General features: G+C 44.8%; 19 protein-coding genes. 8 read left to right on the forward strand and 11 right to left on the reverse strand.

The window, feature by feature from the left end; genetic code table 11:
* Both J3B89_RS14945 and J3B89_RS14950 read right to left on the reverse strand, forming a co-directional pair.
* Positions 1-338, reverse strand: a 338-nt coding sequence (locus J3B89_RS14945; RefSeq protein ID WP_251372469.1) for an MATE family efflux transporter, incomplete at its 3' end; no start/stop codon positions are given.
* Positions 339-554: 216 nt separating this feature from the next.
* Positions 555-1,736 (reverse strand): Eco57I restriction-modification methylase domain-containing protein, encoded by a 1,182-nt coding sequence (locus J3B89_RS14950; protein WP_215398414.1) that lies wholly within the window; start codon positions 1,734-1,736, stop codon positions 555-557.
* Positions 1,737-1,799: 63 nt separating this feature from the next.
* Between J3B89_RS14950 and J3B89_RS14955 the strand changes: the two genes are divergently transcribed.
* Positions 1,800-3,503, forward strand: a complete 1,704-nt coding sequence (locus J3B89_RS14955; protein WP_215398415.1) for a hypothetical protein — start codon at positions 1,800-1,802, stop codon at positions 3,501-3,503.
* 2 nt (positions 3,504-3,505) lie between these two features.
* Positions 3,506-4,339 (forward strand): hypothetical protein, encoded by an 834-nt coding sequence (locus J3B89_RS14960; RefSeq protein ID WP_215398416.1) that lies wholly within the window; start codon positions 3,506-3,508, stop codon positions 4,337-4,339.
* 66 nt (positions 4,340-4,405) lie between these two features.
* Here the strand turns inward: J3B89_RS14960 and J3B89_RS21525 are convergent, their stop codons facing one another.
* Both J3B89_RS21525 and J3B89_RS14970 read right to left on the reverse strand, forming a co-directional pair.
* The gene (locus tag J3B89_RS21525; RefSeq protein WP_215398626.1) at positions 4,406-4,804 is read right to left on the reverse strand and encodes an MATE family efflux transporter; all 399 of its coding nucleotides are present in this window, start codon (positions 4,802-4,804) and stop codon (positions 4,406-4,408) included.
* 85 nt (positions 4,805-4,889) lie between these two features.
* Entirely contained in the window at positions 4,890-6,248 is a 1,359-nt protein-coding gene (locus J3B89_RS14970; protein WP_215398417.1) for an MATE family efflux transporter, read from the reverse strand.
* A gap of 59 nt (positions 6,249-6,307) precedes the next feature.
* Here J3B89_RS14970 and J3B89_RS14975 point away from each other — a divergent pair, with 59 nt between their 5' ends.
* The gene (locus tag J3B89_RS14975; protein ID WP_215398418.1) at positions 6,308-6,931 is read left to right on the forward strand and encodes a riboflavin synthase subunit alpha; all 624 of its coding nucleotides are present in this window, start codon (positions 6,308-6,310) and stop codon (positions 6,929-6,931) included.
* A 44-nt stretch (positions 6,932-6,975) separates the two neighbouring features.
* On the opposite strand, the gene J3B89_RS14980 is transcribed toward J3B89_RS14975, so the two are convergent.
* The 3 genes from J3B89_RS14980 to J3B89_RS14990 are packed head-to-tail and all read right to left on the reverse strand — an operon-like array spanning position 6,976 to position 8,894.
* Positions 6,976-7,176 (reverse strand): CPXCG motif-containing cysteine-rich protein, encoded by a 201-nt coding sequence (locus J3B89_RS14980; RefSeq protein ID WP_215398419.1) that lies wholly within the window; start codon positions 7,174-7,176, stop codon positions 6,976-6,978.
* A gap of 35 nt (positions 7,177-7,211) precedes the next feature.
* Positions 7,212-7,973 carry a pteridine reductase gene (locus J3B89_RS14985; RefSeq protein WP_215398420.1) on the reverse strand — a complete coding sequence of 254 codons (762 nt, stop codon included), beginning with the start codon at positions 7,971-7,973 and terminating at the stop codon, positions 7,212-7,214.
* Between the two features lie 60 nt (positions 7,974-8,033).
* Positions 8,034-8,894, reverse strand: coding sequence for a fructosamine kinase family protein (locus J3B89_RS14990; protein WP_215398421.1), 861 nt, complete (start codon positions 8,892-8,894; stop codon positions 8,034-8,036).
* A 263-nt stretch (positions 8,895-9,157) separates the two neighbouring features.
* Between J3B89_RS14990 and thrS the strand changes: the two genes are divergently transcribed.
* The 4 genes from thrS to rplT all read left to right on the forward strand — a co-directional run bounded on the left by thrS (position 9,158) and on the right by rplT (position 12,315).
* Positions 9,158-11,068, forward strand: coding sequence for a threonine--tRNA ligase (thrS, locus tag J3B89_RS14995; protein ID WP_215398422.1), 1,911 nt, complete (start codon positions 9,158-9,160; stop codon positions 11,066-11,068).
* 41 nt (positions 11,069-11,109) lie between these two features.
* Positions 11,110-11,652, forward strand: a complete 543-nt coding sequence (infC, locus tag J3B89_RS15000; RefSeq protein WP_215398627.1) for a translation initiation factor IF-3 — start codon at positions 11,110-11,112, stop codon at positions 11,650-11,652.
* An 88-nt stretch (positions 11,653-11,740) separates the two neighbouring features.
* Positions 11,741-11,938 (forward strand): 50S ribosomal protein L35, encoded by a 198-nt coding sequence (gene rpmI / locus J3B89_RS15005; protein ID WP_027672243.1) that lies wholly within the window; start codon positions 11,741-11,743, stop codon positions 11,936-11,938.
* Positions 11,939-11,955: 17 nt separating this feature from the next.
* Positions 11,956-12,315, forward strand: coding sequence for a 50S ribosomal protein L20 (gene rplT / locus J3B89_RS15010; RefSeq protein WP_068235207.1), 360 nt, complete (start codon positions 11,956-11,958; stop codon positions 12,313-12,315).
* Positions 12,316-12,394: 79 nt separating this feature from the next.
* Here the strand turns inward: rplT and J3B89_RS15015 are convergent, their stop codons facing one another.
* Genes J3B89_RS15015 through upp form a run of 3 tightly spaced genes read right to left on the reverse strand, consistent with a single transcriptional unit; the run spans position 12,395 to position 15,088 of the window.
* Positions 12,395-13,501, reverse strand: a complete 1,107-nt coding sequence (locus J3B89_RS15015) for an META domain-containing protein (RefSeq protein WP_215398423.1) — start codon at positions 13,499-13,501, stop codon at positions 12,395-12,397.
* A gap of 59 nt (positions 13,502-13,560) precedes the next feature.
* Positions 13,561-14,451: an alpha/beta fold hydrolase gene (locus tag J3B89_RS15020; RefSeq protein WP_349814228.1), complete on the reverse strand. Its 891-nt coding sequence runs from the start codon at positions 14,449-14,451 to the stop codon at positions 13,561-13,563.
* Between the two features lie 10 nt (positions 14,452-14,461).
* The gene (upp, locus tag J3B89_RS15025; RefSeq protein WP_215398425.1) at positions 14,462-15,088 is read right to left on the reverse strand and encodes a uracil phosphoribosyltransferase; all 627 of its coding nucleotides are present in this window, start codon (positions 15,086-15,088) and stop codon (positions 14,462-14,464) included.
* Between the two features lie 117 nt (positions 15,089-15,205).
* Between upp and J3B89_RS15030 the strand changes: the two genes are divergently transcribed.
* Positions 15,206-17,425 (forward strand): S9 family peptidase, encoded by a 2,220-nt coding sequence (locus J3B89_RS15030; RefSeq protein ID WP_215398426.1) that lies wholly within the window; start codon positions 15,206-15,208, stop codon positions 17,423-17,425.
* Between the two features lie 167 nt (positions 17,426-17,592).
* Here J3B89_RS15030 and J3B89_RS15035 read toward each other — a convergent pair whose 3' ends face one another.
* The gene (locus tag J3B89_RS15035) at positions 17,593-18,849 is read right to left on the reverse strand and encodes a cyclic di-GMP phosphodiesterase (RefSeq protein WP_215398427.1); all 1,257 of its coding nucleotides are present in this window, start codon (positions 18,847-18,849) and stop codon (positions 17,593-17,595) included.
* Positions 18,850-18,988 lie beyond the last annotated feature (139 nt).

The following is an 18,988-nucleotide window of genomic DNA, read 5'->3' on the forward strand; positions in this document are numbered from 1 at the left end:
CCGATTGGCCAGTAGGCAATAAAGGTAATAAAAAATACCGGCTTGGTCACTTTCATACCGCGCAGCGCGCAGGCCGATACCACCTGGATGGCATCAGACACCTGATAAAAACAGGCCAGAATAAGCAATGAACTGGCCAGCGCGATAACCGAGGCATCCGGTGAGTACAGCGACGCTATGCCGCCACGCAGCACGTAGGTGAGGCTGGCAATGACGAACGACATCAGTACCGCCAGCACAATGGCGGTAAATACGGCCTTTTTCAGCTCCATAATGCTTTGTTGGCCTACCAGGTGCCCCACGCGGATAGTGGTGGCCATGCCCAGGCTAAGCGGCATTCAGTTGCACGATCCGTGTAAACAGTGCATAAATGCTAAATATCGACTGCATCTTGATTCAAAACGCATTTTTAGTCTCCTAAATTGAGTTTCAAACTCAAAAAGGCCAATTTATGTGTTTATGTTACCAAATATACACATCATTTACCCCCTTAAGAATTAAGTTAGTATTTGATTCTTAAAAAGACGAGGCACTACCAAAAGAGGTTAAGCTTGCTACGAGTTTTGTATTAACTTATTTCTATTAAAGTTCTGTTTAAGGAAATGCTGTAGGGCAAAATAAACTACGTCTTTTGTGATGTATTTGGCGCAGGTTCCTTTTGCAATAGTCCCACTATTTTCAGAAAAGAAAATACGCCAATAATCTATAAAATCCTTTGCCATAGCTCTGTCTAAGATACGAATCACGAATACGCAATCAGAGACAGCATAAATTCCATCTTCAACAAAGACTGCGTTTCCTAAAACTCTGCTACCAACTCTTGCTATTAAAACATTATTTTTTTCAGCATAAACGACTTTACTGCCTGCATGTTTGAGCGGTTTTATCCTAGTAATGCCTTGGTTCTTATTAAAATTAAATCCTGACGTGTGATAGAAAGGGAAATTGAGGGTTTTACATTCCTTTCCTGTCAATGTGCCTCTGGAAATTTCGATGTTAGTGAACTTAGTTGATGGATCCAATTTGGGGAAAATATCTCTAAAACCATTTGTCAAATCTGTCAACGTTAGAGTTGATGATATTCCGTTTGCCGCAATATAAGAAATTTTGTGATCAATAGGAGAAGGTGTTTTAGCTAAAGATAAAATATAAGTTCTTGCCTCAGTACCCTTAAATGAACCACTTTTAATTTCCGCAAGAGATAATGGTGTACAAACTTTGAACAAAAACTCTCTAAATTTTGCAAAGGTAGTCCCAGCAATCAAAAGTTCTGGCAAAATAAATGCGAGAACGCCATTATTCTTAGTTAATCTAAGGTATTGAAGTATAAATACAATTTCACTTCTTATTTTATTGCCTTTAAAGAAATTTAATATGCTAAATGATGCTAATATTTTCTTTATATAATCATCTAGGATGATCCAGTTATATGGTGGATTGCTTATTGATAAATCAAAATTTTCAATTAGCATACCAAAATGAGTTTCGAATTGGGGCGATAAAGCGTTTATATTGACGTGATGCCCGTTAAATCTCTGGCATAACTTAAGTACGTTATTAGAATCTAGCTCACAAGTTGTCACCGCTAAGTTTGGCCACTTTTTAAGCACTTGCCCAATAAGTGCGCCTTCACCAGCGCTTAACTCAAGACAAGTTTTTGGAGCAAAATCGGGTAGCATCGACGTAAGTCTTTCACCTACCTGATCTTCGGTGTAGTATTGCTCTAAACTTGTCATTTTTTACTCCTTGATATTCCAAAAATTTATCAAAATACGGCTGTTTAGTAAAGGACTTAAGCTATGTCGAAGCTAGGTGAAGACAAAGATCTTCAAGACATTGAATCACATGAATTTGAAGAACGAGCTGACTACCTGCCCGAAAGTTACATAACTGATAGAACAGCAAAAAGTCAGTTTTTTGATGATATTCAGAAAAAGCTTATTCAGGTCGGTGCGAAGCTGCTTATTGGGCCAAGGGGAACAGGAAAAACTCACCACATGAGATGTGCCTACATTTCATGTAAAAACGATATTTCAAAGCCACTGCCTATATATGTGACTTTCAACCATTATCTTAGACTCGAAACATATATAAATGAATCTTCGAATGCTATTGGTATATTTCATGCGTGGGTATTAGCGAAAATTGCTGTTTCATGTATGCAAGATTATACGGATGAAAGAAAATTAGACGATTTTACTGAGGATGACCTCAAGTTGTTTATAGGGGCTGTTGAAAAACAGCAATATAGTTCAGATTTTGACAATATCATTAATTCACTTTCTGTAAGCAAAGTGCAAGAATTCATTCAAGAAATAATGCATCGTAACTCAAGAAAAAGAGCGGTTTTACTTCTGGATGATGCTGCGTTGACACTTACGCCTGAATATATGGCAGAATTTTTTGAGGTTTTTAGAAGTCTAAAAAGTGCCTATATTTCACCTAAAGCTTCAGTGTATCCAGGTTCTACCCAATATGGACCAAGATTTCACCTAGGGCATGATGCAGAACCTGTTCATGTTTGGTTGAGTGTTGAGAATCCAAAGTATCTTGAATTCATGACATCACTAACAGAGCAGCGATTCTCGTCAGATATATCAATACCGAGTGAGATACTTGATTTGTTTAAATATGCAGCGTTTGGAATACCGCGAGCATTTATAATGATGGTTAGATCTTATGCTCAAATCTCCACTGGGAGCAGTCAGGTCAAGTTTAACCGTATTATTGAAGAAAGAAGAAAGTATATTCTCGCTGAATACCTTTCAATAGCTGAAAAACTAATGCAGTACAAAGGCGTCATTAATTTGGGCGAAGAGTTTTTAAACAGCATAGTGGAATTGTTAAAGAAGGCTAATCACGACAATTTAGAAAAAGATAATTTAAACTTTGAAAAAGTTATAGCGGTAGGCATTGCGGATATTCCAAACAAAGCTGATAGAATGATAAGGTTTCTTATTGAGGCAGGTTTATTATATGAAGCTGAACCAATCTCACACGGCGTCGATCGAAAGTTAAGACGTTTCATTCCTCACATTTCTTTTTTGCTTGCTGTGAGAGCTTTCACTAAGAGCAAGGGGTTCAATGCTGGTGAGTTATTAACAGTTTTAAAAGGTAAGTCAGCCAAACATCCTATTAGGCCGTCATTCGCCACAATTATTCCATCGGAAAAACTCTCAAAACTAAATCTGGACTTGCCCCCTTGTACTGTTTGCAAGGCAACGAGACTAACAGAGAAACAGAAGTTCTGTCATCAATGTGGTGCGCCGTTGGTCGATCACTCAACTTTCAGAAACTGTATGGCTAAGCCTTTAAGTGAACTTCCTCTTTCGGATTTCCAAAAACGAGCAATTAAAGAGAAAACTAGTTTTGTAACAGTTGAAGACGTGATTATGAGTCAGGATCCAGCAAGCGAATTGCAAAAAGCTAAATTTGTGAAGACTGCTAGAGCAAATGCCATTTATGGAAAAATCAACGCTTGGATTAACGAATTTTTGGTTTAAAAATGAATAACACTATATTTAATAGCAAGATATCAGGTGTAAGAACTTCAGCACGGTTTGATTCATCATTATATTTTGACCAAGAAACATTATCGTTAGACAGCTCTCCCATAGCGCGTTTTGTCTCTTTGCGTACAGACCTAACAATTATTCTCGGTGCGACTGATGAAAGTCAACAGTGGCGTATAAAAGCTAACTTGGTCATGCTGGGGATAGTTTCTGGTGTAGAATCATATTTTAGAGAGACTATCCGAAAGATATTACTTGTTGACGAAGACTCTAGGGTAACATCATATAGTAAGGCTATTTCTTATGGTGCTGCACTCTACCACGATAACGAACTCCTACCAGAAGCTTTACTTGAGGATTGTACTTTTACGAGTAAAAAAAATATTGTAGAAAACATGAAAGGTTTTCTAGGTATAAGTTGTAACTTGCAGCAAAATGCAGTCATCAGCAACGCTTTGGACGAGTATGAAAAAATTTGCCAGCTTAGGCATTGCATAGCTCACCGATCAGGTCTTTTGGGTTCAAAGAATGCTATTGTATTAGGTTTGGATCAGCATTCTGAATTTCTTGAAAAACCTATTAAAGCCTCTCTCGACTCTGTAAATAACGCATTTAACATTTGTCAGAACATTGTTTTTGAAATGAATGATTTCGTTTTCGACTCTGTTATTCACAGAACAGTAGCTAAAGGTATATGGACTGGAAACTTAACTAAAGATAAAAGATACTTCAAATCATTGCTTTCTATTTTTTCACCTAATCCATTAAGTGATGACGATTTGAAAACTATATACATTAAATTTGCAAAGCATTATGGGTTGAAGTAGGAATAATATGATAATGCAATCACCTTTGTTGTATTGTTTAATTCGAGCAATTTTATTGATTTTTAGCTATATATAAGCTGACATACGGACCAACTCTCTTCTAAGGAAAATTGACAGTAGTAAGGCCGACAGTGTTAATCCAAAAATAATACCTATCCAAAACCCATGAACGCCCATAGCAGGAACGATATAGTCTGTTAACCCAAGAACATACCCTAAACCAAACCCTACCGGCCAATAGGCTATAAAGGTGATAAAGAAGGTAGGTTTGGTTATCTTCATTTCACACAGGATAGATGCACAGGTTACCTGTATCGAGTCTGTGGCTTGGTAAATACACGCTAACAACAGAGAAGACGCTATTGCAATGACTTCGGGATTGCCTGTATACAGCAATGCAATTTGCTCTCTTAATAGGAATGTGAGCATTGCTGTTATTGCGGATATTACGATACCGAGAATGATTGCTGTACTAACCGCTTTCCTTAATTCACTAAGTCCTGCTGACCGTCAAGATGTCGCATCGTGCTCTTCTAAACGGCCTCGCATTTTAACCTGCTTGTTGTTCAAATTTAACTAAAGTGCGCTTTAAGATCATGGCCAGTAGCACTGCTGCAACGCTTAAACCAACTATGATACCTATCCAGAAACCATGCGCGCCCATTGCCGGTACCAGCCAGTTTGTTAATCCCAGTACGGCACCCAGGCCAAAGCCGATTGGCCAGTAGGCAATAAAGGTAATAAAAAATACCGGCTTGGTCACTTTCATACCGCGCAGCGCGCAGGCCGATACCACCTGGATGGCATCAGACACCTGATAAAAACAGGCCAGAATAAGCAATGAACTGGCCAGCGCGATAACCGAGGCATCCGGTGAGTACAGCGACGCTATGCCGCCACGCAGCACGTAGGTGAGGCTGGCAATGACGAACGACATCAGTACCGCCAGCACAATGGCGGTAGATACGGCCTTTTTCAGCTCCATAATGCTTTGCTGGCCTACAAGATGCCCCACGCGGATAGTGGTGGCCATGCCCAGGCTAAGCGGCAGCATAAATACTATACCACTGTAGTTTTGTGCAATTTGATGCCCGGCAACCATAATAGGGCCAAGGTGTACTATGGCCAGTGGGATGCAGGCGAATAAGGTCACTTCAAAGAAGATGGAAAAGGCAATAGGGGTGCCAATACAAACAATTTGCCAGATATCTTTAAGATGAACCCGGTAACTGTCGGGGGGGGTACGGTAGCGTTCAGTTGTGCGGCTAAACCAGCCATAAATTAAAATGGCGATAAACATGGCAAAAAACACCAGCGCGGTGGCGATACCACAGCCAGCTCCGCCCAGCGCCGGCATACCCAGCTTGCCGTAAATAAACACATAGTTGGCCGGAATATTCACCAAAATACCAACAAAGCTGATCCACATACTGGCTTTGGTATTGCCGATACCTTCAAACATGCTGCGCAGCACCATGTAGCCTGCAGCCGGAAATAAACCAAAGCTAACGTAATACAGATAATCCAGCGATTTTTGCCGCAGGGTTTGATCCATATTTAACAGGTCAATCGGCACATGTACGTATAACATCACAACAAACAGCGCTGCTGCTAATGCCATGGCCAGATACATCGCCTGCACAGTAAAGTGGGTAACCGGTTTGGTTTGTTTACTGCCGTAGTACTGTGCCACTATTGGTGTTAGCGCAAGCAACAGGCCTTGCATGGTCATAACTACCGGAAACCATAAACCGGACGCCACGGCTATCGCGGCCATATCTACTGCACTGTAACGGCCGGCCATAACGGTATCGACAAAGTACATTAAGGTTTGTGTCAGCTGTGCCAGCACTATGGGGCCGGAAAGTTTTAGTATGGTTCTGGCTTCGAAGCGGGAAAAAGGTAACATAATAAGCTTGTTGTATCAGCAGCGTGCAATGGCGCGCAATGTAGCACAAATGGGGGCTTATGTTTACCGGAATAGTTCAAACAAAGGCACAGTTAACGGCCGTCCACGATGAAACAGCATTTCGTCAGTTAACCCTGCAGCCGGGCGCTGCACACCTGCAGAATTTAAGCCGTGGTGCCAGTATTGCCATTAATGGCGTCTGTTTAACGGTAACAGATTTTGATAGCACGGCCGGTTGGGTACGTTTTGATGTGATTGCTGAAACCTTAAGCAAAACGAACCTGGGTCAGCTAAACGTGGGCGATATGGTTAATTTTGAGCGCTCGCTAAGCTTTGGCAGCGAATTGGGTGGCCATATTGTTTCGGGCCATATTCAAACCACGGCGACAATAACAGCACTGGATAAAAGCGCCAATAATTGTGCTATGCGCCTGACACTGGCGCCGGAATATATGCGTTATATTCTTAGCAAAGGTTTTATTGCAGTTGAAGGGTGTAGTTTAACCGTGGGTGAAACCTATACTGATGGCTTTAATTTGTATTTGATACCTGAAACACTCAGCATTACCACCTTACGGCAAAAGCAGCCGGGCGATAGGCTGAATATCGAGCTGGATCAGCAAACGCAAACCATAGTGCAAACGGTAGAACGCATTATGGCTGAGCGGTTTTTGCCGGCTTAACAGTACTGCTGATTAACGGTACGGTTGATTAACTGTAGCGGGGCTCAATAGTACTGTTCATCGTCGGCATCAATAAACAGCTGCACACTGTGGTGCAGCTCGTCTTTATGTACCCTGATATGAATAGGATTGCAGCAATTGCTGCAGTCCTCGGTGTAATCCTGATCTTCGTCGGTAACTTCTACACTTAAATGCATTGGATGGCCACAAAACGGGCATTCAATTGTTTTTTGCAACACGCTCATAGTGACTTCCTCCGGCCGGTTTAGCCTGTTAAGTGTCAGGCTTTATGGGCACTACTTAAACTGCGACCTCCGTCCACCGTAATAATATGCCCGGTGATATAAGGTGCTTTTAGCAAGAATAACAGCGTTTGAGCGATATCGGTGGCAGTGCCCAACTGCTGCAACGGAATTTGCGCCAGTATTGCTTCTTTGTCTTGCTGTTTTAATGCAACCGATTGTTCACCTGGCCATAAAATTGCACCAGGCGCTATACCATTGACTCTTACAGCCGGTGCCAGTTCAAGCGCCAGCGATTTTGTCATCATTAGCAATGCAGCCTTTGCCATACAGTAAATACTGTGCTCTGCTAAAGGTTTGCCTGCATGAATGTCGACCATATTAACAATAGCACCATTATTACGTGCCAGCTCGGGGGCCAGTGCCTGGCTTAAAAAAAATGGTGCTTTAACATTAGAGCCAAATAAATCCTGCCATTGTGCAGTACTTGCCGTAGCTACCGGGGTAGGGTAAAAACTGGATGCGTTATTTACCAGCACATCCAGCCGGCCAAAACAGGCGACTGCCTGCTGGGCCAACTCCGGCCAGTTGGCTTCTTGCAGTAAGTCAGCCTGCAATACGGCGGCACTGTCAGGGCGTTGTTGGTTTAGTTGCAGTGCCAGTGCATCAGCGTCCTGACGTGAGCGATTGCAGTGTATTATTACGCGGTGATCATTAGTGTGCAGGGTTTCAATCATTTTCCGGCCAAGCCGTTTGGCACTGCCGGTGATAAGCGCCACGGGTTGCTGGGCAATTTGCATAACTTGCTTTCCGTAAAGTCAGGTACTGCTGGGGGTGTAAAACAACCTGTCGCAATAAGTTTAATGAAATAATTGCTTAATCATCTCCTGTGCCTGTACCAGATATGCACCCCGAAATAAATAAGCATGGTTAAGTATATGATACAGATTATAAAGATCTTTACGATCACTGTAAGCGTCATCCAGCGGATAATATTGCTGGTAACTGTGATAAAAATCGTCCGGAAAACGGCCAAACAAGGTGCTGTAGGCCAGATCAGTTTCTCTGTCACCAAAATAGCAGGCAGGATCAAATACTGCTGCGGTATCACCGGTAAAGCCGACATTGCCGCGCCATAAATCGCCATGTAGCAAACTTGGTGCCGGTTGGTGGTGATGCAGGCGTTGCCGGCATTGTTCTACCAACTGGTCGATATTGCCAAAACCAAAGCCTTGTTCCAGTAGCAACTGTAAGATCCAACCCAACCGTTGTTCTGAAAAAAAACTACTCCAGTTTGCCTGCCATTTATTTGGCTGAGGTGTGCTGCCAAGCATATTGTCCCAGTCAAAACCGTACATGGCCTGATCATGTTGCTTATGCAGTTGCGCCAGTTGCTGGGCCAGATCACGCCAGCCATTTGTTGTTTCGCCACCCAGGGGTAAATATTCCAACACCAGGAAGGCTTTATCAATGGTTTGGCCAGCGCAAATCAGCTTTGGCACCCTAATGCAGTGGCTTTGCTTTAAAGCTAGTAAGCTAAGCGCTTCTGTTTCAAATTGCTCCAGTTGTTCACGCTGGTTAATTTTGACAAAAAAATGTTGCCCCTGGCCACTGATATGCCAGGCCAGGTTAATACTGCCGCCTGTTAACTGGCTTTTTTGTTCAATCTGAAAATCAATATCCAGCTCACTGTTTATATGCTCAGCAATTGCCTGCCACATATGTTGCCTCCGTAAACGCTTAATGTGAAGTATGGCTGATAACGCTAAAAAATCACGGCTGTTGCCTGGCTTAAAGTTTGTCATATTGTGGTCAAGCCAGCGGGCTGATGCTACTATAGCGCTGCTTTTTTTACCGGCTGCCGTGCCCGGTTTAGCAGATGGCTTCTTGTATAGGCCATTAACTGCTTTGCTGCACTGCGGCTTTAGCCACGTTATTTAACATGTGACCCTTGGTATGGGCCACCACTGTATAAGGATTTATCATGCCAGTTATTACTCTGCCAGATGGCAGCCAGCGCGCTTTTGATCATGCTGTTTCAGTTATGGATGTCGCCAAAGACATCGGCCCGGGGTTAGCCAAAGCCACTATTGCCGGTAAGGTGAATGGCCAGTTAGTTGATGCCTGCGACCCTATTAATACTGATGCAACCTTAAGTATTATCACCAGCAAAGATCAGGAAGGTCTGGAAATTATCCGCCACTCCTGTGCGCACTTATTAGGCCATGCCATTAAGCAGCTGTGGCCAAACGTAAAAATGGCCATCGGTCCGGTAATTGATAACGGCTTTTACTATGACGTTGATTTAGACCAGCCAATTAGCAGCGACGATTTAGCCAGGCTGGAGCAGCGCATGCTGGAGTTGGCGAAAACCGAGTATGACGTTATTAAGAAAAAAGTCAGCTGGCAGGAAGCGGTAGATACCTTTAAAGCCCGTGGCGAGAGCTACAAGCTTGAGATTCTTGAGCAAAACGTTAGTAAAGACGATCAGCCGGGTTTGTATCATCACGAAGAATATATTGATATGTGCCGTGGCCCGCATGTGCCGAATATGCGTTTTTGCCAGCACTTTAAAATTATGAAAGTGGCCGGTGCCTACTGGCGTGGCGACTCGAAAAATAAAATGCTGCAGCGCATTTACGGCACCGCCTGGGCCGATAAAAAACAGCTGGCAGCCTATTTACTGCAGTTAGAAGAAGCCGAAAAGCGCGACCACCGTAAAATTGGTAAGGCGCTGGGCTTATTCCACTGGCAGGAAGAAGCACCGGGTATGGTGTTTTGGCACAATGATGGCTGGACTATCTTCCGTGAGTTGGAAAGCTTTGTCCGTGAGAAGCTGGGCCAGTACGAATACGATGAAGTAAAAGGCCCGTTAATGATGGACCGCGTGCTGTGGGAGAAATCCGGCCACTGGGAAAAGTACGCCGACAATATGTTTACTACCCAGTCAGAGCATCGCGAATATGCCATTAAGCCAATGAACTGCCCGGGCCATGTGCAGATTTTCAATCAGGGTTTAAAGTCTTACCGTGATTTACCGCTAAGAATGGCTGAGTTTGGTTGTTGCCACCGTAACGAGCCATCAGGTGGTTTACACGGCTTAATGCGGGTGCGTGGTTTTACTCAGGATGATGCGCATATCTTCTGTACGGAAGATCAGGTACAGGCTGAAGTGACCAAATGTATCCAGATGGTGTTCGACACCTACAGTACCTTTGGCTTTAAAAACGTGGCAGTAAAACTGTCTACGCGGCCGGCACAGCGCATCGGTACTGACGAGATGTGGGACCGCGCCGAGCAGGGCTTAACCGAAGCGTTAAAAGCCAATGATATTGCCTATGATTTACAGCCGGGCGAAGGTGCCTTTTACGGCCCTAAAATTGAATTTACCCTGCACGACTGTTTAGGCCGTGCCTGGCAGTGCGGTACGGTGCAGTTAGACTTTGCGTTACCGGGTCGTTTAGGTGCTACTTTTGTGGCTGAAAGCGGCGAAAAGCAAACGCCGGTAATGATCCACCGTGCCATTTTGGGTTCTATCGAGCGTTTTATCGGTATTTTAATTGAAGAATATGCCGGTTTATTTCCTGCCTGGTTGGCACCAACTCAGGTGGTGGTGATGAACATTACCGATAATCAGGCCGAATATGTGCAGAATTTGGTAAAAACTTTCAAATCTCACGGTATTAGAGTCATAAGTGACTTGAGAAATGAGAAGATAGGCTTTAAAATTCGCGAGCACACGCTTAAGCGCATTCCTTACCTAGTTGTCGTTGGTGATAAAGAAATGGAAGCCGGTGATATTGCACTGAGAACGCGCAAGGGGGAAGACTTGGGTAAAATGTCTGTTGACGCTTTTGTAGAGAAGCTGACCACAGAAATTAAAAACCGGGTTTAAGCCAGATTAAGCGATAAGAATAATTTTCGGAGGAACATACTATTAAAGTAGGAAAGAAAACATTACCTGCAAACCGTCCTAACAGGATAAACGAAGAAATTAATCTGCCAGAGGTAAGGTTAATTGGTTTGGAAGGTGAGCAGCTGGGTGTAGTAAGTATTGCTGAGGCCAATCGTTTGGCTGAAGAAAGTGGTGCCGATTTAGTTGAGATCAGCCCAACTGCCGAACCGCCAGTATGTAAGTTGATGGACTACGGTAAGTTCCTGTTTGAAAAGAGTAAAGCTCTGAAAGAGCAGAAGAAGAAGCAAAAACAGATCCAGATTAAGGAAATAAAATTCCGGCCTGGAACTGATGAAGGCGATTACCAGGTAAAACTACGCAACCTGCGTCGCTTCATTGAAGAGGGTGACAAAGCTAAAGTAACGCTACGTTATCGTGGTCGTGAAATGGCGCATCTTGACATTGGTATTGATATGTTAAATCGGATTAAAGAAGATTTATCAGACATTGCCTTGTGTGAATCTTTCCCTTCACGGGTGGAAGGTCGCCAGATGATCATGATGCTGGCCCCAAATAAGAAGTAATAGGTGCTTTCAAGTGTAGCCCCACACTGCGAAGTGTGGGGTTAACGCCTTATTATTCGTTGTAATTTAACAATGCGAGTTTTTAACTATGCCAAAGATGAAAACCAATAAAGGTGCTGCGAAGCGTTTCAAAAAAACCGCTTCTGGTAGCTTTAAACGTAAGCAATCACACCTTCGCCACATCCTGACGAAGAAGACCTCTAAGCGTAAGCGTCAGTTAGGTCCAAAAACCTTAGTCGCTAAAGTAGACATCGCCGGCTTAGTCCGTTGCATGCCATACGCATAATTAATTAGGAGTCTGACATGCCAAGAGTAAAACGTGGTGTAACGGCGCGCGCGCGTCATAAGAAGGTATTAAACCAGGCCAAAGGTTACTACGGTGCCCGCAGTCGTGTTTATCGTGTTGCTTTCCAGGCCGTTATTAAAGCCGGCCAATATGCTTACCGTGACCGTCGTCAACGTAAGCGTCAGTTCCGTCAACTGTGGATCGCGCGTATCAACGCAGCGTCACGTATGAATGGTTTATCTTATAGCCGTTTCATTGATGGCCTGAAAAAAGCCTCAGTAGAAATCGACCGTAAGATTTTAGCTGACATCGCAGTATTCGATAAAGCAGCCTTTACTGCTTTAGTGAGCAAAGCGAAACAAGCCTTAGCAGCGTAATTTACGCCGCAAAAAAAAGCCACCGCAAGGTGGCTTTTTTATGTCTGCATGTAATTGCTATGCAAAGCAGTGGCTGCGGTTAGTTAACCGCAGGCTTGAATTGCAAAATAAGCTGATTATTTTTAAACAGCTGTAATTTATCGCCATTTACTTCTGCGCGGTCGGCCGATTGCAGTGACTGGGTAAATTGTTGCTCCAACTCACTACTTTCAGCGCAGAACTTCCGCGTACTTACCAGTGGTTGCACGGTTAACTGATTAGAGCGCTGCTTGTAGTTGCCGTTAAAGTTATTACAGCCGGCAAAACCATATAAACGGTCGTTCTGATCAAAAATTACTCTGACATTTAGCTGCTGCGGTACATAACGATCTGTCAGCTTTTCTGCACGCCAGACAATACCCTGCATTTTGCCAGGTTGAATTTGATCGGGGCAGGTTGCTCCCGGCCAGAATTGTTCAAATTTATCAATAAACAACGTATTGGTTTGCTCGTCCTGGCCTCTGCGGCCAACCAGAGTAGCAATAACGGCATTGCCGTTAAAACGGGCGTCTTGCTGATACTGGCGCATTACCGGCAAGTGATGTTGGGTATTAGCCACATTTAAGCTGTCACCACTGCGGCAACTGGTAAAGGTTGCCTGATTATTGCTCAGCATATATAAGCCAAGCATAGCCTGGCGGGTATCAAGCTTTTTAAACTCAGCAGCGCGTTGCAACTGATACTGTTGATTATTGCTGATGGGCTTGCCGCTTAAATCCAGCATTGTTAATTGACGGTTAGATAAAAAATGAAAAGCAGGCAGGGTTTGCTGCTGATTAACCAGATGCAGACTGCGGTTTTCCAGTAACCAGATCCCTTTTACCAGATTAACCTGATTACGCTCCAGATACTCCTGGCGTGCTTCAAAACGGCCATCACGGTACAGGTTAATATGATAGCTGATACCCGGGCAATCGGCACACGGCAGAGTGCCACTGAATGTCATATCGCTATCAACAAAGATGTGCTCAAAATCGGTGGCGACAGATTCTGCCGTGTCAGAATTTTCTATTACTACTTCTTCAGGCTCAGACACAGCGACAGGCTGTGGTGGCACATTAAGGGTAGTTGTGTCTGCCGGTCGCTCAGACGGTAAATGACTACAGGCTGACAGCAGCAGTGCGGTAACTAATAAACGCTTTTTCATCTGGGGTTCCAGGTTAATATTTTCGTCATTATAACGGAATTCAGGCTAGGCATTAACAGCTATTTCAACTGACAATTCAGTGATCTAACCGCAAGCAGAATATATTGTGCCGCTGACTGCGGATCTTCCTGCATAAAGCAATGACCGCCGCTGACTTGCTCAACGCTGACAGCAGCATTACATTTTTGCCATTTACGCAGTGATTTACCGATAAAGTCATAACTCCTATCACCATAAATAACATGCACCGGCGGGCATGGTTGCGCCAGTTGTTGCCAGAGTTTATGCGGGTAAGAAGCGAAAATATCGGCTTCGCGTTGCGGTAAACATTTTAAGCTCAGGCCGTGCTCTGACGGTTTTAGCGCATGGTCAATATAGGCTGCCAGTGCATCGGGGTGCCAGTTGGCGAACATGCCACGATTATTCAGGTAATTTAGTGCGGTATCTTTATCAGGCCAGTGCTGACGGCGTCGCAGTGCCGCTTTAGCCAGCGGGTTTTTATGGTACAGCCGCACGCCGTTTAATGTGCTCATTACTGTTAGCATGCCGGGAGTAAATAACACCGGATCAAGCAAGATAGCACCGGCAAAGGGACTGTGAGCAGAGGTGTGTATCAATGCGGTTAAAACACCGCCAAAACTATGACCAACACCATATACCGTTACATTGGGATAGCTGTCCTTGTGCGCCAGCCAGGCTTCGGCTGCTAATGTCGCGCTGCTATTCCAGCCGACAAAAGCGCCGCCGTGATCACTGTCGCCGTGGCCCTGAGCATCCGATAAAAACAAGTCATAGTCTGCTGCCAGCAGTTGCAGCATAGGTTGGTACATTCGGCTGCAAAAGCCATTGCCATGCAGCATATGCAGCACTGGCTTGCCGCTGGCAACGCTGCGATAGCCGCGCAGGGTAAAGCCTTGGCGGGTATGATAAGACCAGGGAATTAACTGCACTATGTTATCCTTATTTGGTGCCAAACAGTTTATCACCTGCATCACCCAGGCCAGGCAGAATATAGCCTTGCTCGTTCAGGCAACGGTCAACTGCGGCGGTATACAGCTCAACATCAGGATGTGCCAGGCGCAGTGCTGCAATGCCTTCAGGCGCGGCTACCAACACCAGGGCTTTGATATGATTGGCACCGTGCTGTTTTAGCAAATCAATAGTGGCGATCAGTGAGCCGCCGGTGGCGAGCATAGGGTCGACTACTATCGCCAGGCGTTGATCGAGATCTGACGCCAGTTTTTGAAAATACGGTATTGGTTGCAGGGTTTGCTCATCGCGGTAAATGCCCACAACACTGATACGGGCACTGGGTAACAGTTCCAGCACACCATCAAGCATACCCAGGCCGGCGCGCAGTATCGGTACTATAGTGACTTTTTTACCCTGGATCTGTTCAATTTGTACCGGGCCGCTCCAACTGTCGATAGTAACGGTTTCGGTGGTTAAATCTTTAGTGGCTTCATAGGTTAGCAGGCTACCCAGTTCAGCGGCCAGTTGGCGAAACTGCTTGGTACTGATATCAGCAACACGCAGTAAACCAATTTTATGTTTTACCAGCGGATGGGTAACTTCGGTCAGTTTCATTTGTCAGATCCTCTTTTTATCGCAGTCAGGCATAACGCAAGCGGCTTTTTCTTGCAGTTTAGCCTGAAGCATTATACAAACGGCAAGCAAAATTAAATCAAAGTCGCAGGGACAATAATGCACGTTAAATTACCACGTTTTGTACTGGCACTGTGTTTACTATTCGGAGGCAGCAACATGCTTAATGCAAAGCAACTGGAGTTAGAGCGCTTATTTGCTGATCCGGCATTAAGCGGCGCCACACCACGCTCGTTGAGTATGGCACCGGATGGCAGCCGGGTAACCTACCTTAAAGGCAAGGTGAATGATGCCAACCGCCTGGATTTATGGCAGTACCATATCAAACAAGGCAAGCACAGCCTGTTGGTTGACGCTGACAGCTTAATCAGCGGTGCTGAAACCTTATCTGATGAAGAAAAAGCCCGCCGCGAACGCATGCGGTTATTCGCATCCGGTATTATCAGTTACAGTTGGTCGAAAAACAGCGATGCACTGTTATTTCCGCTAAACGGTGATTTGTACTACTACGAATTAAGCAGCAAAAGCGCAAAAAAACTCACCGATACCAGCGAGTTTGAAACTGACGCTACTATTTCACCTACCGGGCGCTATGTTGCCTTTATCCGGGGGCAGAACCTGTTTGTACTGGAGATTGCCAGCGGCAAAGAAACACAGCTAACCACTGATGGCGGCGGTGATATTAAAAACGGTATGGCAGAATTTGTTGCCCAGGAAGAAATGGGCCGTATGACTGGCTATTGGTGGGCTCCGGATGACAGCAAAATTGCCTTTACCCGTACCGATGAAAGCGGTGTAGCTGAGGTAGTGCGTAACGAGATTTATGCCGACGAAATTAAGTTGTTTAACCAGCGCTATCCGTATACCGGCACTGCCAATGCCAAAATTCAGCTTGGTGTAGTAACGCTCAAAGACGGTAGCATTAACTGGCTGCCACATGGTGATAACGAAGATATCTATATTCCGCGGGTAGAGTGGACGAAAAGTGCCCGTTATTTAAGTTACCAGTGGCAAAGCCGCAACCAACAGCAGTTAGAACTGCGGCTGGTTGACTTAAACAATAATCAGCAAAAGGTATTACTCAGAGAAAACAGCAATACCTGGCTGAACCTGCATGATGATTTACATTTCCTGGATAACGAACAGGGCTTTATCTGGGCCTCTGAGCGTGATGGTTATAAACACCTGTATCACTTTGATTTTAACGGCAAGCTGCAACGTCAGCTAACCAGCGGTAACTGGGTAGTAGATGAGCTGGATGCAGTAAACGAAAAGCAGGGTATGGTATATTTTACCGGCCGTAAAGATACACCGCTGGAGCGCCATTTGTATCAGGTTAGTTTAAAAGACGGCAAGATCAGACGTTTAACCGAGGCTGGTTTTGACCATGCCCTGGTGATGGCCAAAGATGGCAGCAGCTTTATCGATAGTTTTTCTAATGTCAGTACACCGACTAAAGTGGCACTGCGCGGCTTGGACGGTAAGGTGCTTACCTGGCTGGAACAAAACGAGCTGAACAGCAGCCATGTGCTAACACCGTACCACGCTGAACTGATGGCACCGCGTTTTGGCACTTTAGAGGCTGAAGATGGCCAGACTATGCACTACCGTTTATTTGCGCCGAAAACCCTGGCGCAGGATAAAAAATACCCGGTGATCGTCAGCGTTTATGGTGGCCCGCATGCACAGCGTGTTACCAATAGCTGGAGCCCGCGCGACTTATATCTGCATTATTTGGTGCAGCAGGGCTATCTGGTATTTCAGCTCGACAACCGCGGCTCTTATAACCGTGGCAAAGCCTTTGAAGATCCGATTTACTTAAAACTGGGTGAGGTAGAGTTAAACGACCAAATCCGCGGTGTAGAATACCTGCGCAGCTTACCCTATGTTGCTGCAGATAAGATTGCTATTTATGGCCACAGCTATGGCGGTTATATGGCAATAATGGCGATGTTTAAAGCCGGTGATTACTTCGCTGCCGGTGTGTCAGGTGCGCCGGTTACTGATTGGGCATTATATGACACCCATTACACTGAGCGCTACTTGGGCCACCCTAAGCAAAATGCTCAGGGCTATACCGACAGTGCGGTATTTCCTTACACCGCTGGCTTAAAAGGTAATTTACTGATTTATCACGGTATGGCGGATGACAACGTGCTGTTTACCCACAGTACCAAGCTGTATAAGCAGCTGCAGGATGAGGGCTTACTGTTTGATATGATTAATTATCCGGGCAGTAAGCACTCTATGTTTGGTCAACCGGTACAAACCCATCTGCATAAAAGCATTACGCAGTTTTTTGACCGGCATCTGAAGTAATAAAAAGGCCGCTGTTTGTATCTGACAGTGGTCAGTTTATCGTGTTACATGACGCGGTTTGCTCACATCAACACGCCATGAATCTTCCCTGAGGCTCGATTCCGGCCATCCATGGCCTCCAACGGTTGATTTAGAGCAAACCGGTCATGCTTATCTGTAAAGTAGCATCAGGGCTTGCCCTGAATATGGTAACTGACCTGGGCTCTGGGGTTTAAGTATTCAGCAATATGTTGCGGGAGCGACTGAATTTTAATTACCTTGCTGATGCTGAGTTTATCCGGTTCTAATGTTAAAATCGGCGCTTCCAGCCTTGGTACATCGGCATCATATACCAGCACATTCGGACACAACAGGCTGTCGCTGTTTACCGACATCACAATACCCAGCCGTTGATCCGACAATAAAACGATGGTGCCTGGTGGGTAGACGCCCATCATTTTAATCATCACTTTCATCTCACGATCAGGCAGCTTGCCTTTCATACTACGATACATATACGACAGTGCATGATGCGGCGAGCGTGCTTTACTGATATCCAGCGGATGGCATAAATTGTCAAACGCATTAACCACTGCGACAATTTTAGCTAACGCATCGATTTGTGGCTCTTTTAAAGCCTTAGGGTAACCGCTGCCGTCAATATACTCGTGGTGTTGCTCAATAATAGGCCAGGCTTCCAGCGGAAAGGTATCGGTTAAACCCACTAACTCGACACCATATTTGGTATGCAGTTTTAGCAGGTTTTGCTCTGGCGCACTCAGATCTGTGGTTTTGCGTAAAATCTGGCTGGGTATTTTTATTTTGCCAATATCATGGAATAGAGCACCAATGCCGACGGCTTTAATCTGCGCAGCCGGTAAGTTAAGGTTTTTTGCCAGCATCATCGACAATGTAGCCACATTTAATGAGTGATAATACAAGCCTTCCTGCTCTTTAGCTGCGCCGGAAATTAAATGCAGTACCAGCGAATCAGCACCAAGCAGAATATCTGCCATAGCGCTGATCAGGCTACCGGCTTCGTCTATGGCATTCAGTGGCCGGCTGTTAATTTTGCCCATCAGACTTTTTACCTGTAACAACGATTGTGCAAAAGCTTTTTCAGTGCGTTGTAAATCACGCCGGTGCGCTTTGGCTTGCTCAATACGCAGCATTTTTTCCTGCTGCATTTTCAGTTGAGCTTCGCTGGCGGCCATATTAAAACTGGCCGTATCGTCATCATTCAGTTCTTCCGGCTGTGCCATTTTTATGCTTTTTCCCGGATAAAAAAACACATAATCCAGGTTGAGCGAACGGATGATTTGCAGCTGCTGGCTATTTTCTATGATCATATTGCTGGACAAGAATGGATGTTTCAGCCAACCAGCAGGCAGCTTAATGGCGTAACCCAGTTTTAACGCATCAGGTTTTATTTTCAGAACAGACAACCAGAACTCCGGCAAAGCAAATAAGGGTAAGTCACTAGTTTAAGTTTCAAACAGCATAATACCAATGATGTAAAACAAAAAAGCTGGTTAAACGCTTCAGGTTAGACCAGTTGTTGATTTGCCGCTTGACAGTATTCAA

The sequence above is a fragment of the Rheinheimera oceanensis genome (assembly GCF_018831085.1).
Lineage (GTDB): Bacteria > Pseudomonadota > Gammaproteobacteria > Enterobacterales > Alteromonadaceae > Alishewanella > Alishewanella oceanensis.

Excerpts from the sequence above, each read along its gene's own strand:
- J3B89_RS14990 (WP_215398421.1), bottom strand. The coding sequence starts at position 8,894 with ATGTGGCAGGCAATTGCTGAGCATATAAACAGTGAGCTGGATATTGAT.
- J3B89_RS14955 (WP_215398415.1), top strand. The coding sequence starts at position 1,800 with ATGTCGAAGCTAGGTGAAGACAAAGATCTTCAAGACATTGAATCACAT.
- J3B89_RS14975 (WP_215398418.1), top strand. The coding sequence starts at position 6,308 with ATGTTTACCGGAATAGTTCAAACAAAGGCACAGTTAACGGCCGTCCAC.
- thrS (WP_215398422.1), top strand. The coding sequence starts at position 9,158 with ATGCCAGTTATTACTCTGCCAGATGGCAGCCAGCGCGCTTTTGATCAT.
- J3B89_RS15030 (WP_215398426.1), top strand. The coding sequence starts at position 15,206 with ATGCACGTTAAATTACCACGTTTTGTACTGGCACTGTGTTTACTATTC.
- rpmI (WP_027672243.1), top strand. The coding sequence starts at position 11,741 with ATGCCAAAGATGAAAACCAATAAAGGTGCTGCGAAGCGTTTCAAAAAA.
- upp (WP_215398425.1), bottom strand. The coding sequence starts at position 15,088 with ATGAAACTGACCGAAGTTACCCATCCGCTGGTAAAACATAAAATTGGT.
- J3B89_RS14960 (WP_215398416.1), top strand. The coding sequence starts at position 3,506 with ATGAATAACACTATATTTAATAGCAAGATATCAGGTGTAAGAACTTCA.
- J3B89_RS14950 (WP_215398414.1), bottom strand. The coding sequence starts at position 1,736 with ATGACAAGTTTAGAGCAATACTACACCGAAGATCAGGTAGGTGAAAGA.
- J3B89_RS14985 (WP_215398420.1), bottom strand. The coding sequence starts at position 7,973 with ATGCAAATTGCCCAGCAACCCGTGGCGCTTATCACCGGCAGTGCCAAA.
- J3B89_RS14980 (WP_215398419.1), bottom strand. The coding sequence starts at position 7,176 with ATGAGCGTGTTGCAAAAAACAATTGAATGCCCGTTTTGTGGCCATCCA.
- J3B89_RS15015 (WP_215398423.1), bottom strand. The coding sequence starts at position 13,501 with ATGAAAAAGCGTTTATTAGTTACCGCACTGCTGCTGTCAGCCTGTAGT.
- rplT (WP_068235207.1), top strand. The coding sequence starts at position 11,956 with ATGCCAAGAGTAAAACGTGGTGTAACGGCGCGCGCGCGTCATAAGAAG.
- J3B89_RS14970 (WP_215398417.1), bottom strand. The coding sequence starts at position 6,248 with ATGTTACCTTTTTCCCGCTTCGAAGCCAGAACCATACTAAAACTTTCC.